The 14,737-nt window shown below is 70.1% G+C and carries 14 protein-coding genes; 10 read left to right on the top strand and 4 right to left on the bottom strand.

Annotated elements, in window-relative coordinates; genetic code table 11:
• Nucleotides 1-40: 40 nt before the first annotated feature.
• Nucleotides 41-754, bottom strand: a complete 714-nt coding sequence (locus OHB21_RS32035) for a class I SAM-dependent methyltransferase (protein ID WP_067510918.1) — start codon at nucleotides 752-754, stop codon at nucleotides 41-43.
• 147 nt (nucleotides 755-901) lie between these two features.
• Between OHB21_RS32035 and hsaB the strand changes: the two genes are divergently transcribed.
• Entirely contained in the window at nucleotides 902-1,504 is a 603-nt protein-coding gene (gene hsaB, locus OHB21_RS32030; protein ID WP_195124441.1) for a 3-hydroxy-9,10-secoandrosta-1,3,5(10)-triene-9,17-dione monooxygenase reductase subunit, read from the top strand.
• 187 nt (nucleotides 1,505-1,691) lie between these two features.
• On the top strand, nucleotides 1,692-2,207 hold the full coding sequence (locus tag OHB21_RS32025; RefSeq protein WP_324191928.1) for a dihydrofolate reductase family protein: 516 nt from the start codon (nucleotides 1,692-1,694) through the stop codon (nucleotides 2,205-2,207).
• Between the two features lie 316 nt (nucleotides 2,208-2,523).
• Here the strand turns inward: OHB21_RS32025 and OHB21_RS32020 are convergent, their stop codons facing one another.
• Nucleotides 2,524-3,765, bottom strand: a complete 1,242-nt coding sequence (locus OHB21_RS32020) for an oxygenase MpaB family protein (protein WP_195124440.1) — start codon at nucleotides 3,763-3,765, stop codon at nucleotides 2,524-2,526.
• A gap of 159 nt (nucleotides 3,766-3,924) precedes the next feature.
• Here OHB21_RS32020 and OHB21_RS32015 point away from each other — a divergent pair, with 159 nt between their 5' ends.
• Complete coding sequence (locus OHB21_RS32015; RefSeq protein WP_067510922.1) at nucleotides 3,925-4,596, top strand: TetR/AcrR family transcriptional regulator; 672 nt, start codon at nucleotides 3,925-3,927, stop codon at nucleotides 4,594-4,596.
• Nucleotides 4,597-4,616: 20 nt separating this feature from the next.
• On the opposite strand, the gene OHB21_RS32010 is transcribed toward OHB21_RS32015, so the two are convergent.
• Nucleotides 4,617-5,306, bottom strand: coding sequence for a TetR/AcrR family transcriptional regulator (locus OHB21_RS32010; RefSeq protein WP_324191879.1), 690 nt, complete (start codon nucleotides 5,304-5,306; stop codon nucleotides 4,617-4,619).
• A gap of 249 nt (nucleotides 5,307-5,555) precedes the next feature.
• On the bottom strand, nucleotides 5,556-5,885 hold the full coding sequence (locus OHB21_RS32005; protein WP_195124439.1) for a hypothetical protein: 330 nt from the start codon (nucleotides 5,883-5,885) through the stop codon (nucleotides 5,556-5,558).
• Between the two features lie 241 nt (nucleotides 5,886-6,126).
• Here OHB21_RS32005 and OHB21_RS32000 point away from each other — a divergent pair, with 241 nt between their 5' ends.
• The 7 genes from OHB21_RS32000 (at nucleotide 6,127) to OHB21_RS31970 (ending at nucleotide 14,638) form a co-directional block, all read left to right on the top strand.
• Nucleotides 6,127-7,719 (top strand): GMC oxidoreductase, encoded by a 1,593-nt coding sequence (locus OHB21_RS32000; RefSeq protein WP_195124438.1) that lies wholly within the window; start codon nucleotides 6,127-6,129, stop codon nucleotides 7,717-7,719.
• Between the two features lie 32 nt (nucleotides 7,720-7,751).
• On the top strand, nucleotides 7,752-9,329 hold the full coding sequence (locus OHB21_RS31995; protein WP_067510926.1) for an LVIVD repeat-containing protein: 1,578 nt from the start codon (nucleotides 7,752-7,754) through the stop codon (nucleotides 9,327-9,329).
• Nucleotides 9,326-9,943 carry a DUF305 domain-containing protein gene (locus OHB21_RS31990; RefSeq protein ID WP_195124437.1) on the top strand — a complete coding sequence of 206 codons (618 nt, stop codon included), beginning with the start codon at nucleotides 9,326-9,328 and terminating at the stop codon, nucleotides 9,941-9,943. Before OHB21_RS31995 ends, OHB21_RS31990 begins: the two co-directional genes overlap by 4 nt.
• A 72-nt stretch (nucleotides 9,944-10,015) precedes the next feature.
• Nucleotides 10,016-12,007, top strand: coding sequence for an NAD-dependent DNA ligase LigA (gene ligA / locus OHB21_RS31985; RefSeq protein WP_195124436.1), 1,992 nt, complete (start codon nucleotides 10,016-10,018; stop codon nucleotides 12,005-12,007).
• 156 nt (nucleotides 12,008-12,163) lie between these two features.
• Entirely contained in the window at nucleotides 12,164-13,027 is an 864-nt protein-coding gene (locus OHB21_RS31980; protein ID WP_170160681.1) for an alpha/beta fold hydrolase, read from the top strand.
• Nucleotides 13,028-13,054: 27 nt separating this feature from the next.
• Nucleotides 13,055-13,852, top strand: a complete 798-nt coding sequence (locus tag OHB21_RS31975; RefSeq protein WP_324191881.1) for a helix-turn-helix domain-containing protein — start codon at nucleotides 13,055-13,057, stop codon at nucleotides 13,850-13,852.
• Between the two features lie 21 nt (nucleotides 13,853-13,873).
• Nucleotides 13,874-14,638, top strand: coding sequence for an alpha/beta fold hydrolase (locus OHB21_RS31970; protein WP_067510930.1), 765 nt, complete (start codon nucleotides 13,874-13,876; stop codon nucleotides 14,636-14,638).
• The last annotated feature ends 99 nt before the right edge of the window (nucleotides 14,639-14,737 follow it).

Raw genomic sequence — 14,737 nt, 5'->3', positions numbered from 1 at the left:
TGTGCCCGCATGTGCGAGCACACCCCCTTTGCGCGTCGAGTCAGTTTCGAGAAGCGCGCAGGACTGCGGTCTGCGGCGTCAGCTGTTCGCCGGCGAGCCCGGTCTCCTCGGCCAGATCCTCGATGCCGAAGGTGTGCCAGCGGCTGACGTTGCGGACCACGCGCGTGGGCGCCGCCGCGCCGCTGACCTCCCAGGTCGAGGTCATCTCGATGAGGTCACCGCCCACCGGTTCGGCCTCGATCGACCCCTCGTACACCAGCTCGCCGATCTGCTCACGGGCCAGCCGCATCTTCGGCAGCGTCGTGGGACGCGTGACCGGCAGCAGTTCCACCAGCACCGGCGCGCCGGGCGCGAGCCGGGGGAGCACCCGATCCCACAGCGCCCGCCGATCCTCCTGCCCGATGTGCCCGAGCACGCCGAACAGGATCAGCGCCGAAATCGACTCGGGCAGCACGACCGACTGCGCCGCCTCCGGCACGATGGTCACCCGGGCGCGCAGGTCGTCGTCGGTGACCACTTCGTGGGTCAGCACCGCGCGCATCGCCGGAGCGGGTTCGCTCGCAAGGATTTTCGCCGTCGGCAGCACCTCGGCGACGATGCGACAGGTGCGCCCGGTGCCCGCGCCGATATCGACCACCGGGCCCGCGCTCGGATCGACTTCGGCCAGGATCTTGCGCAGTGCCGCCTCGCCTTCCGCGTGCGCGCGGGGAACGAGGTCGTAGAACTCGGCGACCGGCGAGTAGAAGTCGTCCATGTGTCTCTCCTGCTTCGTGCGGTGGTGCACCCCTTCTTGTTGAAAAACGTTATCATTAAGCGGTTGCGGCCGGTAGCGGTGGAAGGGGCCTGTGGTGTCGATCGTCGAGTTGTGCGCGTGCGGATTTCGCCGGACACGAGTTGTCGCATGAGTCCCGGCCCGCGCGACGCGGCGGCGGCCGGGGTCGCCCCGCCCGCGATCGAACCGCGCCGGTTCCGGAATGTGCTGGGCCAGTTCTGCACCGGGATCACCGTGATCACCGCGTTCGGGCCCGGCGGTGCGCCGGTGGGGTTCGCGTGCCAGTCGTTCGCCGCGGTCTCGCTCGACCCGCCGCTCGTGCTGTTCTGCCCGGTGCGGGATTCGAGCACCTGGGCCGCGATCGAGGAATCGGGCCTGTTCTGCGTGAACATCCTCGCCGAGGAACAGCGGGAAGTGTGCGCCCGCTTCGGGTCCCGCGAACCCCACCGTTTCGCCTCGATCGCGTGGCACACGTCCGGGCGGGGTCTGCCGCTGCTGGACGACGCGCTCGCCACCCTCGAGTGCTCGGTCGCAAGCGTGGCCGACGGCGGCGATCACCACATCGTCGTCGGCCGCGTGCTGGAGCTGTCGGAACCGGCCGCCTCGGGCCGCCCACTGCTCTACTACCGGGGTCGCTACACCGCCCTCGGGCCGGTCGCGACCTCCGCCCCCTCGTGGCGGACCGATCTGGAGCACTTCCTGGACACCACCACGTTCGACCTGTGGCTCTGAGCGCCCGGCGAATCGGCTGAAGCACACGAAATCGGTCGAAGGCCGCCATGTCCAGAGGGACATCGTGCTGGTCCCGTAGCTCGAGGTCCGACGGGCCACGGTCCGGAGACCGGCGGATTTCCAGTGGGTTGAATGCACCATTGTCGATCACAACCGAGATGGGATAAATGGCATGTCAACGTTGACGGTGGACTTCATCGCTTCCCTGGACGGCTACGGCGCGGCCGAAGGCTGGCCGGCCTACTGGGGGCTGGAAGGCCCGGAGCACCTCGCCTGGCTGAAGGAGGACAGCCAGCAGGAGATCGTTCACCGCATGGGCGCGAACATCTGCCGGCTCATGGCCCAGTTCGCCGGCCAGTCGGACGCGCCCGAGTCCGTCGCGCTCGACGCCGCCCGCAAGATCGTGTTCTCCGCCACGCTCACCACGCCGCTGACGTGGGCCAACGGCGAACTCGTCAGAAGCGACCCGATCGCGTTCGTGCCGGACCTCGAGGAGCAGGAGTCGCGGCCGCTGGGCACCCTCGGCGGCATCAGCCTCAGCCGGTCGTTGATCGCCGCCGGGCTGGTGGATCGCTTCCGGGGCGGTCGTGTTCCCCGTGATCACCGGCGTCTCCGGCCGCGAGCGCATCTTCGACGGTCGGACCCAACTGCTCGAGTACGCCCACGGTGCTCGACGGCCCCCCGAGCGCCAGCGACTGGGTAGCCGAAGCGAGCCGATATGGGGCTGATCCTGGAGGAATCCCTCGCCGACCGGACTCGCCGAAAGTAGCGAGCCCTGCGCCCACCGCATGCGCGGCGCCGGGAAATGGCAACTCCCGCAACAGTGTCGACTCCGTCCGTGTCCTCCCCGAGGTGACGTCAACGCCCGAGACTGCCAAGGAAATACGTGGTCCGGCTCGGTTGCCACGGCCGGGTGGTTCCGAGGGGCTCGGCGGAACCACCCGGCCTGGCGCGACCGGCTCCGCGCTCCGTTCGTCCGGCACGATCGAACGGCTGGCGGACAGCGGCCCGGCCGCAGTTCAGCGGTGCGGCTGGGTCATGTCCCGGTTCATCACCGGGATTTCGATGCTGATCGGCATGCGCAGTTCGGCCAGGTAGATCAGGGCGGCGCGGCGGAGGAATTCGTCGAACAGCCAGTAGGCGTCCGGGGCCAGCGGCACGACGGGCAGCAGCCCCTCCCGGACCGCGATGAACGGGCCCCAGCTCGCCTGGAGCAGCGGTGTCCAGATCGGTTCGCGGGGGATGTGCAGCCCGTCGGCGAGGTGATCGCCGAGCAGGAACCGGGTGAAGGCGCCGAGGACCGGTTTGCTGAGCACGGTCAGGTCCAGGTTCGCGCCGAGTTGCAGCAGCCGATCGGCGAGTTTGACGCCTTCCGGGGTCGGCGACAGGATCGGGTCGAGCACCTGCGCGGCCTGAGAGTTGGCCTCCGCCCAGGAATTCGGGATGTACTCGTCGCGAATGCCGAGCATGTGCGCGGCGACCTGCCAGGAGTGCAGGAAGGCGTCGGACTCGTGGGCGGGGATGGGCACCCGCCACGCGGTCAGGTGCTTCATGACGGTCGTGGGCAGGCTGTGCCAGGTGACCATCATGTCGTTCTGACTGATCGGAATGCCCTCGTCGGCCACGTGCACCCAGAACGGCGAGGACGGCAGCAGGTGGCGCACCGCCGCGTGCACCAGCCGGGTTTTGACGCAGGTCACGATCATCTCGCCGTCGGGTGCGTAGGCGTTGGCCGTGCCGATGTCGTAGCCGAGCTTCGCGGTCTTGGTGATGCGGTCCTTGAGATCGTGACCGCCCTTGGAGTAATAGACCGCCCGAGCTTCCCGGGGGATGGCCGTGCTCATCATGCCGCTGGCCAGGCCGTAGAGCACCCCGAGGTAGAGGCCGCGTTTCTTGTTGAACTCGAAGGCGGTGGCGAGTTTGCCGGGGTCGGTCCACGACGGCATCCGCCGGGCGTACTCCATGAAGTCCCGCAGATCGGCCGGCAGGCCCTCGGGCAGCGGCTGGCCGTTGTGGGTCCAGGTCCGCAGCAATTCGTTGATCCTGGGCACATCGCCGCGGTCCAGCACCGAGGCGACCAGGTCGTCGGCCTCGGGGTCCCACACGGTCATCGGGTCGGCGCCGGTTCCGCTGCCCGCCACCGAACCCTGTGGTGACCACGTCCACGGTTCCGCGCGCACCGGTGCGGTCGCCATCACCGCGCCGAACGCGCCCAGGGCACCGCTCACCTTCAGAGCGTTGCGCCTGCTCAGCTTGTCCATGCCGTCACTCCTCGTCGAGATCCACGCCGTGCTTGATGCAGGGATACAAATTTTGTATCTGCGTATCATTCATGAGAGCATATTGTGTCAGGCATCACAAGAGTGGCGCGGGCATTCGGGCCTCGGGCGCAGGGTGAGGCCGGAGCACAGGAGGACGACGTGGAACCACAGCCCGCGCGCGGCGCCGACCGCGACTCGCTCATCGAGCGCGCGTACCTCGAGGCGGTCGAGCGGGTCGACGAGCTGGACGAGTTGCGCTCGCGCCTGCTCGATGCCGCCTACGAGCAGTTCTGCCGGTTCGGCATCCAACGGTCGACGATGGACGATGTGGCGCGCCGCGCGGGAGTCTCGCGCATCACGGTCTACCGCCGGTTCGCGACCAAGGACGCCCTGGTCGAACAGGTGGTGCTGCGGCAGTTCCGCCAGTACTTCGACCGGTTCCTCGTGGACATCCAGCGGGCCACCTCGGCCGCCGATCGCGTGGTGCTGGGGTTCGTCAGTTCCCTGCGCGCCATTCGGGGGAACCCGCTCATCGACGGGTTGATCTCGGCGGAACCCGGCTATCTCGCCACCTCGCTGATCGGTGACGGAGGGCGAACCGTGGCCACCGTGCACCAGTTCGTCGCGGGTCAGCTGCGCGCCGAGGTGCGCGCGGGCACCATCTCCGGTGAGGTGAACGTCGAGCTGGTCGCGGAGCTTTTCGTGCGGCTGTGCACCTCGTTCCTGACGATTCCGAGCCACGTGATCGACCTCGACGATGACGACCAATTGGCCGCCGTCGCAGAGCAATTCCTCGTGCCGATGCTCACGCCGCCGCCGAAGAAACGGTGATCGGGCCGGTCGCGCGAGGCCTACGAGCCGGCGGCTCCGGACAGGTCGCGCGGCCGCACCATGGGCACCAGGTAGAGCCTGGCGAACTCGGCCAGTTCGTCCTCGTCGTCGAGGTTCGCCACCTGGCTGGGAATGGTCAGGAAGGAGGCGCAGATCCGGACCATGATCTCGGCGACCCGCTCCGTGTCGAGGGTGGACGCGACGAAGCCCGCGCGCTGCTCGTCGCGCAGCCGGTTCGCGACGAATCCGCGCACCGCGGCCAGGGTCCGGCCCTCGTCGCCGAACATCGAACTCGCGAACTGATCGGGGTCGGCGGCGACGAGTCCGGCGATGATCGGATCGCCGCGGATCGCGCGCAACGAGGACACGAAGCCGGCGGCGATGCGCTCGTCGAGCGAGTTCGCCTGCCGGACTTCGGCCGAGAACTGCTGGAAGTACCTGCGGAACTGCCGGAGCACCACCTGCTCCACGAGTTCGTCCTTGCCGGTGAATCTGCGGTACACGGTGATCCGCGAGACGTTCGCGCGGCGGGCGACGTCCTCCATCGTGGAACGCTGGATACCGGACCGGCTGAACTGCTCGTACGCGGCGTCGAGCAGCCGGTTGCGGATCTCGTCGGACTCGTCGGCCGCAACGGGCCCGGCCGTGAACGCCCGGGAGATCAACGACTCCGTCGCGCCGCGCATCCCGCCCGGGGGTGCTGAGTCCACATCTCCTCCTCCGGCGAGTCATCCCGACTCGCCGCCACCGTCGCTCCCGCCCTGCCCGATGACACGGCATCGCGCAACGAATCCGATGGTACTGAGAGACAGGACGCATAGCCCGAGTGCCGGACGTGTGCTGGGCGCGCGTGTCGGTCGCACGGGCGTCGCACTGGATGCGGCGAGGAGGGGTGATCACCGATGGGCGGATGTTCGGACGCCGAAGTGGTTGCCGGACTTCGCGGTTCGCGTGCCCTGTCAGTAGGCCTTCGGCGCGGGGCACGGGGACGGCAGTGCCGACAGGGTGGCGAGGTCGCAGACCCCGCCGGTCAGCATCTGGAACGGCGTCACGCCCAGGAGGATGAGGAGGCCCAGGACGTCGCCGCGCTGGGCGAACCATCCCGCGGACTGCGCGGCGGCCGATCCGGCGTCGAGCGCCGACGAGCCGGTTCCGGTCGCCACCGGGGCCGCGGGCTGCGGTTCGGCAGCGGCGCCGCCCGCGGTGGCGATGAGGGCGGTCGCGGCGATCGAGGCGGCGCCCACCTGGAGGAAGGTGCGCGCCACTGCGCTCCTGGAATGAAGAATCATGACCAACATAATAGAGTCGTACATGCCAGTTTTACTGGTAATAGCCAAGTATTCTTCAGCGACTTGGTGATAGAACTCATCGAAACTTCATGGAACGAGATCCGTCCAGCCTTCGGTGGATGTTCCGGACCGGGTCGCTCTCGGTCGAAGGGTGTCGCAACCACAGTAACCATGTTACTGTGCCTGCCGACTCATCGACGCGGTGCGTCGCGGTCCGTCTCCGAAGTCTCGAAGGTGTGGAATGACAGTGCTTTCTCGCCGGTCACTGCTGACCGGTGCCGCGGCCGTAGGTGTCGCGATGGCCGGAGCGAAGGGGGCCTCGGCCACGCCGGTCGGCGCGCGTGTCCGCACCGTCCCGCTGACCCGCGAGGTCCATCGTGTCGTGGTGATCGGCTCCGGGTTCGGCGGCGGCGTCAGCGCCTTGCGGTTGGCGCAGGCCGGCGTGCAGGTCACCGTGCTCGAACGCGGGATGCGGTGGCCGACCGGGCCGAACCGGGACACCTTTCCCCGCGCCTCCGCACCCGACAAGCGCCTGCTGTGGTGCCGGTCGAATCCCGATCTCTTCGGCAGGCCGCTGCTGTTCGAGCCGTACACCGGGCTGATCGAGGCCGTGGCCGGGGAGAATATGACGGCGCTGTGCCCCGCCGGTGTCGGCGGCGGCTCCCTGGTCTATCAGGGGATGTCCCTGCAGCCCTCGGAAGCCGTGTTCGCCGAGCATCTTCCGGCCGAGTTGGACTGGGGTCTGATGGACCGGGTGCACTATCCGAGGGTCGCGCGGATGCTGCGGCTGGCGGTGGCGCCGGACGAACTCGTCGCGACCGAGAACTACCGGGCGGCACGGTATTTCGCCGAGCGCGTGCGCGCGGCCGGGATGCCCCTCGCGAAGATCCCGATGCCCATCGATTGGAATTACGCGCTCGCCGAACTCCGCGGGGAGATGAAGCCCTCCTACACCAACGGCGACGGGGCCATGGGGGTGAACAACGGGGGTAAGCACTCGGTCGACGTCACCTACATCGCCGCCGCGGAAGCGACCGGACGCGTCCGGGTGCACGCCTTGCACGAGGTCACCGATGTGGAGCGCGCGCCGGACGGGCGGTGGACGGTGCACGTGCGGCGCCTGGACACCACCGGCGCGACGCTCGAGCACAAGATCCTGACCGCCGAGGCGTTGATCATGGCCGCCGGCAGTGTGAATACCACCCGGTTGCTGATGCGGGCCGGAGCCAAGGGGCTCGTTCCCGACCTCCCCGGCGAGCTGGGCCGAGGGTGGGGGACCAACGCCGACCGCATCTACGTCTGGACCGATCCCGCCGCCGGATTCGGCTCGGCCCAAGGCGGGCCCGTGGTGTACGGCAGCAAGAACTGGGACGATCCACGCTCGGCGTTCACCCTGATCCAGGCGTCCATTCCGCCGCTGGGTGTCGATCCCAGCAGCACGATGATGGTGGGCTACGGCGTCAGCGACGCCCGCGGCGCCTTCGCCTACGACTCGGCTCGCGACGACGCAGTGCTGCGCTGGCCGCACGAAGGCGATCACGTCATCCAGAACGGGCACATCGGTCCGGCGGCGCACCGGATCGTCGCGCCCGGCGGCAGCTTGCTGGACACCAACGCGCTGTTCCCCTCGACCTGGCACCCGCTCGGCGGCGCGAACATGGGCCCGGTGTGCGACCTGGACGGCCGCGTCCACGGGCAGCGGGGACTGTACGTGCTCGACGGCGCGCTGGTGCCCGGCACGGCGGCGGCGTGCAACCCCTCGATGACGATCGCGGCGATCGCCGAGCGCGCGCTGGACAACATCGTGGCGCGCGATATCGGTACGGCGATCTGACCGGATCGTCCAACAGGAGAGGAACGCGATCAATGGCGATCGACAAACCATCACGAACGAGCCGGCGCTCCGCGGGCGCGGCGGTGCTCGCGGCGATGGTGCTGGTGCTGCCCGGGGTGACGGCCTCCGGTCAGCCGGGCGACGAGACCGGCGGCCTGCAGGACACCAGCGCGACCTTCGACATCGCGGCCGACCGCGCGGAATGTCTCGGCGACGCCGCACCGGAGACGGGCCTGCAGGGCGACGTGCCCGCGGCCGATCGCGACAGCGGTCGCAGTGAGCAGGGGTATCGCTGCAATCTCACCCGTCTCGGCGGCAACGCGGGGCGGGGCGGCGGGATCACCTCGGTGACCTTTGACCACTGCGCCTATATCGGCACTTTCTTCCCGGGCAACTTGGTGGGTCCCGACCAGGGCGTGCGGGTGCTGGACGTGTCCGACCCCGGCAATCCCGTCCATACCGCGACGTTGAACGAGCCCGCCATGCTCGCCGGAACCTGGGAGAGCCTGAAGGTGCACGCGGGCCGCAAACTGCTCGTCGGTGCGGGTGCTCCCGTACTGACCGGGGCGGGATTGCTGTCGGTGTACGACATCTCGGACTGCGCGCATCCGCGGTTGCTCAATACCGGTGCGGGCACGGATCTTTCGTCGCCGCTGCCCATCACCGCGCACGAAGGGGGATTCTCCCCGGACGGCCGCACCTACTGGAGTTCGGGCACCGCACCCGGCCTGGTCAGCGCCGTCGATCTGACCGATCCCGCCGAGCCCCGGGTGGTCTGGCAGGGCTTGGCCGGATTCTCCATGCACGGAATGGGTTTCAGCGCCGACGGCGAAACCCTGTACCTCGCCGACAATTTCGGCGGCATGAAGATCATGGACATCAGCGCCGTGCAGCGCCGTGACCCCGCGCCCGAGGTGCGGGAACTCGTGCACATGACGTGGTCGGACGGCTGGGCGACGCAGCACGCGATTCCGGTGACCTACGACGGCCATCCCTACGTCTTCGCCGTGGACGAGGCGGGCTCGGGTGGCGTGAAGCTCATCGATGTCGCCGATCCGTATCGCCCGCGGATCGTGCGGTCCATCAAGCTCGAGATCAACCTGCTCGACAACCAGGATGCCGCGATGGCATCGGCGGCGGGTGGGTCGCTGTTCGCCTACGACGCCCACTATTGCGCGGCCGACCGTCCGGTCGATCCGACCGCGCTCGCCTGCGGCTGGACGTCGTCGGGGATTCGCGTCTTCGACGTCAGCGATCCGGAGAATTTCCGGGAGATCGCGTACTACAACCCGCCCGCCCAATCGCAGCGCAGTGACGAGCTCACCAATTCGCCGCACGCGCTCGCGTCGCTGGTCGGCCCTCCGCTGCTGGCCGCGCCGACGGTGGCGCAGGCGGTGCTCCAAGGGCGCTTCGATCCGGCGCAGGCCACCAGCGACCGCACCGGGATGATCATGAACGGTGACTTGTCCACCGACTGGTGCTTCTCGCCGCCCGAGTGGCGCGGCAACCAGATCTGGACGACCTGCGCGGACAACGGTTTTCTCGCCCTGGAGCTGTCGGCCGAGGTCTACACCCCGCCCGCCGACCAGATGTCGACCATCGGCTCATGACCCGCGCCTATCTGGTCGCCGCCGGGCTCGCCGCGGCCGCCCTCCTGCTGGTCACGGGGGCGGCCTTGCGGCCCTTGATCACCGACGGCCACAGCCCCGCTCCGCCGGTACTGACCGCCGAGGAGACGGCCTTCGTCCAGGACATGTACGCCCACCACAGCCAGGCGCTGGTCATGGTGGACCGGTTGTCCGAGGACGCGTCACCGGAGGTGCGCGCGCTCGCCGGGCAGATCGCCGAGGTCCAGCGCGCCGAGTCGGGCATGATGCTCGGCTGGCTGCGGCTGGCGGGGGAGAGCACCGTGAATCCGGACCCCATGGCCTGGATGCACGTCGCCCCGGCGGGCCACGGGCACACGCCTGCGCCGGAACCGATGCCGGGGATGGCCACCCGGGCCGACCTCGACGCGTTGGCCGCGGCGCGCGGGCCGGAGGCCGAGGCGATCTTCTTGCGCCTCATGTACTTCCACCACCAGGGCGGTATGACGATGGCGCGTGCCGCCATGAGCGTGCTCCCGGACGGTGCCGTGTCGCGCACCGCACGGGAGATGCTGCGGCATCAAGGCCAGGAGGCGAGCGTGATCGGCCTCCTGATGGGGCAGCGGGAAGTCCGGTAGCTCTCGTCCGTCCACGACACTCGAGCCGCGTCTTCGCGTCGCTGTCGGTGGGGGTGGGTAGCGTCACGGGTTGTGGATATCGGGGAACGGATTCAACAGCTGGCCGATCGTGTCGTGGCACTGCGGGAGGCGTATTACCAGGGTGAGCCGTTGGTCGCGGACGCCGACTACGACGCGGTCGAGGACGAGCTGCGCGGGCTGATCGAGGCCCATCCCGAGCTCGCGCCGGAGCAGAACCCGCTGGACGAGGTGGGGGCGCCGGCGACGCTGCACGCTCCGGTGCGGCACTCGCGTCCCATGCTGTCGCTGGAGAAGGCGACCACGCCGGCGCAGGTGGAGGCGTTCTTCCACCGTTTCCCCGGCCAGCCGGTCGTGGTGATGCCCAAGCTCGACGGGTTGTCGCTGGCGGTGGTGTTCGAGGACGGGCGGCTGGCGCGGGCGGTGACGCGCGGCGACGGAACCACCGGCGACGACGTCACGATGCTGGTGCGCGCGCTGGTCGACGGCGTTCCGGACCGGATCGAGGTCGGGGGCCGGGTGGAGGTGCGCGGCGAGGTGGTCATGCTCCGCTCCACCTTCACCGCCTACAACACCGCGCATCCGGACCGGCCGTTGATCAACCCGCGCAACGCCGCGGCGGGCACGCTGCGCGCGAAGGACCCGGCCACCGTCGCCGAGCGTCGTCTGCGCTTCTTCGGCTTCGACCTGGACACCTCCGGCGGCGAGACCGCGGTCGATCTGGCGGAGGGGTTGCGCGCGCTGGGGATCGAGGGCGCGCGGATGCGGCACTGCGCCGATGCCGCGGCGGCGCAGGCGGCGATCACCACGATCGAGCAGGGCCGCAACGATCTGGACTACGACATCGACGGCGCGGTGCTGCGCCTGGCCGACCGCGACGCCTACGCCGCGGCAGGCACCCGATCGGCGAGTCCCCGCGGCGCGCTGGCGTTCAAGTTCGCGGCCGAGGAGAAGACCACACTGCTCGACGACGTGGTCTGGGACGTCGGCAAGACGGGCAAGATCGTCCCGGTCGCCTGGCTGGAGCCGGTGTTCGTCGGCGGCACCACGATCACGCGCGCCACCCTGGCCAACCAGGAGGTCATCCGGGCGCGCGACATCCGCATCGGCGACACCGTGCTGGTGCGCCGCGCCGGCGACGTGATCCCGTTCGTCGCGGGCGTGCTCGACGCGTCGGCGCGCACCGGCGCCGAGCGCGAGATCGTGCCCCCGTCGGTGTGCCCGTCGTGCGGGCAGCCGGTGACCGAGCAGGGCAACAGCCGGGAGTTGTTCTGCACCAACGTCTCCTGTCCCGCGCAGACCGTGCGCAGGCTCATCCATTGGGCGTCGCGCGCCGCGGCCGATATCGACGCGATCGGCCAGAAGTGGATCGAGCGCCTGGCCGAGGCGGGCCTGCTGGAAAGCCCGGCCGACTTCTACTCCCTGACCACCGAGCAGTTGCTCGAGTTCGACGGCGTGGGTGAGGTGTCGGCCGCCCGGATGATCGACTCGATCGCCGCGAGCCGCGAGGTCGGGCTGCGGCGCGCCTTGATCGGCCTGGCGATCCCGATGGCCTCCGAGGGCACCGCCGCGCGGCTGGCCCGCGCGGGCTTCGGCTCGCTGGAAGAGGTCGCCGACGCCGGGGCGGACCGGCTGGTCGAGGTGGAGGACATCGGCCCGAAAGTGGCCGCGTCCCTTGCCGAACACCTCACCCGCCTGCGCCCGGAACTCGAGCGGTTGCGCGCGGCGGGTGTCAGTTTGGATGTCCGCGCCGAGGACCTGCCCCCGGTCGTGGCGGCGGGCGCGCCGCTGGCGGACAAGACGGTGGTGGTCACCGGCGCGATCAGCGACCCGCGCACGGGCGAGAAGATCGCCCGCCCCGCCTTCCAGCGCCTGTGCGAAGCGGCGGGCGCCGCGGCGGCATCCTCGGTCTCGGCCAACACCGACCTGCTCATCACGGGTGCCGGTGTCGGTGATGCCAAGCTGGCCAAGGCCGCCAAGCTCGGCGTCGAGGTCGTCGACCAGGGCGAAATCTGGAAGCTCCTGATCGAAGCCAATCTCGCCTAGATCGAGCATCTGCCGGGGTGCCCGGAAGTCCGCTGGCGGCCGGTGTGAGGGTGGGCGGCAGGTTCGGGGTGCGGGTGGCTTGGTCGGCGCGCACCGATGACTTCCGGGCGAGTCGATCGTCAGTACTTCTGGAGAGCCGTGGAGAGGAATCCAGGAATGGCGAGTCGGTTTGGCGAGGATGTGGATTCGGTGCCGGTGAACGGGGTGGACCTCGGTGTCGGGAGCTTCGGCCGGCCCGCGGATCCGCTGGTCCTGCTGGTCGGCGGTGTGACGATGCTGTCGTGGCCCGATGCGCTGTGCGAGCGGCTCGCGGCCGGTGGGCGTCGCGTGGTCCGCTACGACCTGCGCGACGCCGGTGCGTCGACCACCCTCGACCCGGACAACCCGGCGTACGACCTGCGGGATCTCGCGGCCGACGCGGCCGCGCTGGTGCGGACCCTCGGGGCCGGGACCGCGCATCTCGCCGGGATCGGCGTGGGTGGGATGGTCGTCCAAGTCGCCGCGCTGGATCATCCGGACACCTTCCGCGCGCTGACCCTCGTCGGGACCCGGCCGGTGGCGCCGGGCCCGGTCGATCCCGATCTGCCCGACCACGATGCCTCGGTGATGAATGCCCTGTTCGCCCACCCTATGCCGGACTGGGCCGACCGGGATGCCGTCGCGGCGTTCGCCGCCGAGGGCGCCGAGGCGCTGGGCGACGATCCGGCGGAAGCGCGGGCCCAGGCGGCGAGGATCTGGGATCGGACGCCGTCGAACGATCCCGCGGTGCATCAGGCCAATCAGCTCGGGATGGTGTTCTCCCGGCTCGACTGCGCCCCGCGATGGCGCGAGCGGCTCGGCGAACTCGACGTGCCCACCCTCGTGGTGCACGGCCGCGCCGACCCGTTCTTCCCGGTCGGGAACGGCGAGGCCCTCGCCGCCGAGATCCCCGGGGCGCGACTGCTCGTTCTCGACGACATGGGCACCGCCCTGCCGAACGCGGCGGCGGACCGGGTCGCCGCCGCCATGCTCGCCCTGTGAACGATCCACCGCGCTACCGTCGGCTCTGTGGACCCGATCGTGTTCGACAGCGATCTCGGCGCGGGCTGGGACGTCGCGCACGCGGCGGTGCGCGAGAGCGGCGTCGAGATCGTCGGGTTCCGGGATCGCGCCCGCGAGGGAATGGACGCGCGGATCGTCCCCGGGCCGATGGTCGCCGTCGTCCTCGATTTCGGTGCGCACGGTGTGGAGGTCGTGCGGGGGAGCGGAAGTCAGGCGACGGGTGGGGTCGTGTCGGCAATGGCGCCCGGCGCGGTGCGCGTGCGGAGCCGGCGGGTCGAGTGCGTGGAGATCCGACTCTCACCGGTGCGGGCGTATTCGCTGTTCGGCACGACCGTTCCCGGTGTCGTCGCCGCGGACGAGGTGTGGGGGTCGTCGGCGCAGCGCCTGCGGGAGCGACTGGCGGAGGCGACGTCGTGGCAGCGGCGCTTCGAGTTGGCGGAGGCGTTCGTGCTGAGCCGGTGCTCGTTCACGGCCGACCCGGAGGTGGCGGCGAGCTGGGAGCGCATCGTCGCCGGCCGAGGACAGGTGCGCGTCGCGGAACTGACCGAACTGTGCGGGTGGAGCCGAAAACGGCTGTGGTCCAGGTTCACCGCGCAGATCGGCCTCACCCCGAAACGCGCCGCCATGCTCGTGCGGTTCGACCGCGCCGTCCAGGCCCTCACCTCCGGCGCCGCCATCGCCGACGTGGCCGTGCGGTGCGGCTACGTGGATCAGTCGCACCTGCACCGCGACACCCTGTCCTTCGCGGGCTGCACGCCGAAAGCCCTGACAAGCCGGGAACATTCGTCCAAGACGCGCGCCTGAACGCGCCCGATAGTCGTGGGCATGGACCTGCGCACCATCGATGAGGGCAGCGGCCCGCCGATCCTGATCGTGCACGGCGGCATGGACGACGGCTCGGCCTGGACCCGAGTGGCCGCGCGGTTGACGCCGCGCTTCCGGGTGCTCCGGCCGCACCGCCGCCGGTATCGCCTCGACCTCACACCACCGGCGACCCTCACCGAGGAAGCCGACGACATCCTGGCGCTCGCGGCCGGGCTCGACGAGCCGCCGCTGCTGGTGGGGCATTCCTCGGGTGCCGTCGTCGCCCTGGAGGCCGCCGCCGCGGCGCCGCGTTCCTTCGCCGGTCTGCTCGCCTACGAACCCCCGGTGACGGTCGATGAACCGTTCGACCAGTCCGCGCTGCGCACCGCGCGGGCCGCGGTCGACGCGGGCAAGCCGGGCAAGGCCGTCGCGATCTTCGAACGGGACCTGTTCGGGGCGAGCCTCGCCGCGGCCTTGCTGTTCCGTGTCGTGGTGACCGCGACGCCGAGACTGCGCGCGTGGGTGCCCCGTCAGATCGATGACCTGCGCGCGCTCGACCAGCTCGGCCGGCGGCTGGACACCTACGCCACCATCGACCTGCCGACGGTACTGCTCGGCGGGCAGCGCAGCCCCGCCCACCTCGGCGAGCGGATCGACGCGCTGCTCGCGGTCATGCCGAACGCCCGCAAGGTCGTCCTGGCCGGCCAAGCGCACAACGCCAACGATTTCGCCCCGCGCGCGCTGGCGCGGATCATCGAAGAGTTCGCCGTGGCTGTGCATTCGTGAAAAGTGTTGTCGCCCTGCCGATCATCTTCGTGCTGGCCATTCGCTGACAGCAACGGACTCCCTGTCGTCGACCGAAGCCAGCGTGCCGCGCCGGTGCCC

The sequence above is a fragment of the Nocardia puris genome, from assembly GCF_036051655.1.
Lineage (GTDB): Bacteria > Actinomycetota > Actinomycetes > Mycobacteriales > Mycobacteriaceae > Nocardia > Nocardia puris.
The sequence above is the reverse complement of the archived record's forward strand: the minus strand, read 5'-3'. Positions and strand labels throughout refer to the sequence as shown.

Bases quoted from the DNA above. Each gene is read 5' to 3' on its own strand.
- OHB21_RS32035 (WP_067510918.1), bottom strand. From the start codon at position 754: ATGGACGACTTCTACTCGCCGGTCGCCGAGTTCTACGACCTCGTTCCC.
- hsaB (WP_195124441.1), top strand. From the start codon at position 902: ATGAGTCCCGGCCCGCGCGACGCGGCGGCGGCCGGGGTCGCCCCGCCC.
- OHB21_RS32020 (WP_195124440.1), bottom strand. From the start codon at position 3,765: ATGGACAAGCTGAGCAGGCGCAACGCTCTGAAGGTGAGCGGTGCCCTG.
- OHB21_RS32005 (WP_195124439.1), bottom strand. From the start codon at position 5,885: ATGATTCTTCATTCCAGGAGCGCAGTGGCGCGCACCTTCCTCCAGGTG.
- OHB21_RS32000 (WP_195124438.1), top strand. From the start codon at position 6,127: ATGACAGTGCTTTCTCGCCGGTCACTGCTGACCGGTGCCGCGGCCGTA.
- OHB21_RS31995 (WP_067510926.1), top strand. From the start codon at position 7,752: ATGGCGATCGACAAACCATCACGAACGAGCCGGCGCTCCGCGGGCGCG.
- OHB21_RS31990 (WP_195124437.1), top strand. From the start codon at position 9,326: ATGACCCGCGCCTATCTGGTCGCCGCCGGGCTCGCCGCGGCCGCCCTC.
- OHB21_RS31980 (WP_170160681.1), top strand. From the start codon at position 12,164: ATGGCGAGTCGGTTTGGCGAGGATGTGGATTCGGTGCCGGTGAACGGG.
- OHB21_RS31970 (WP_067510930.1), top strand. From the start codon at position 13,874: ATGGACCTGCGCACCATCGATGAGGGCAGCGGCCCGCCGATCCTGATC.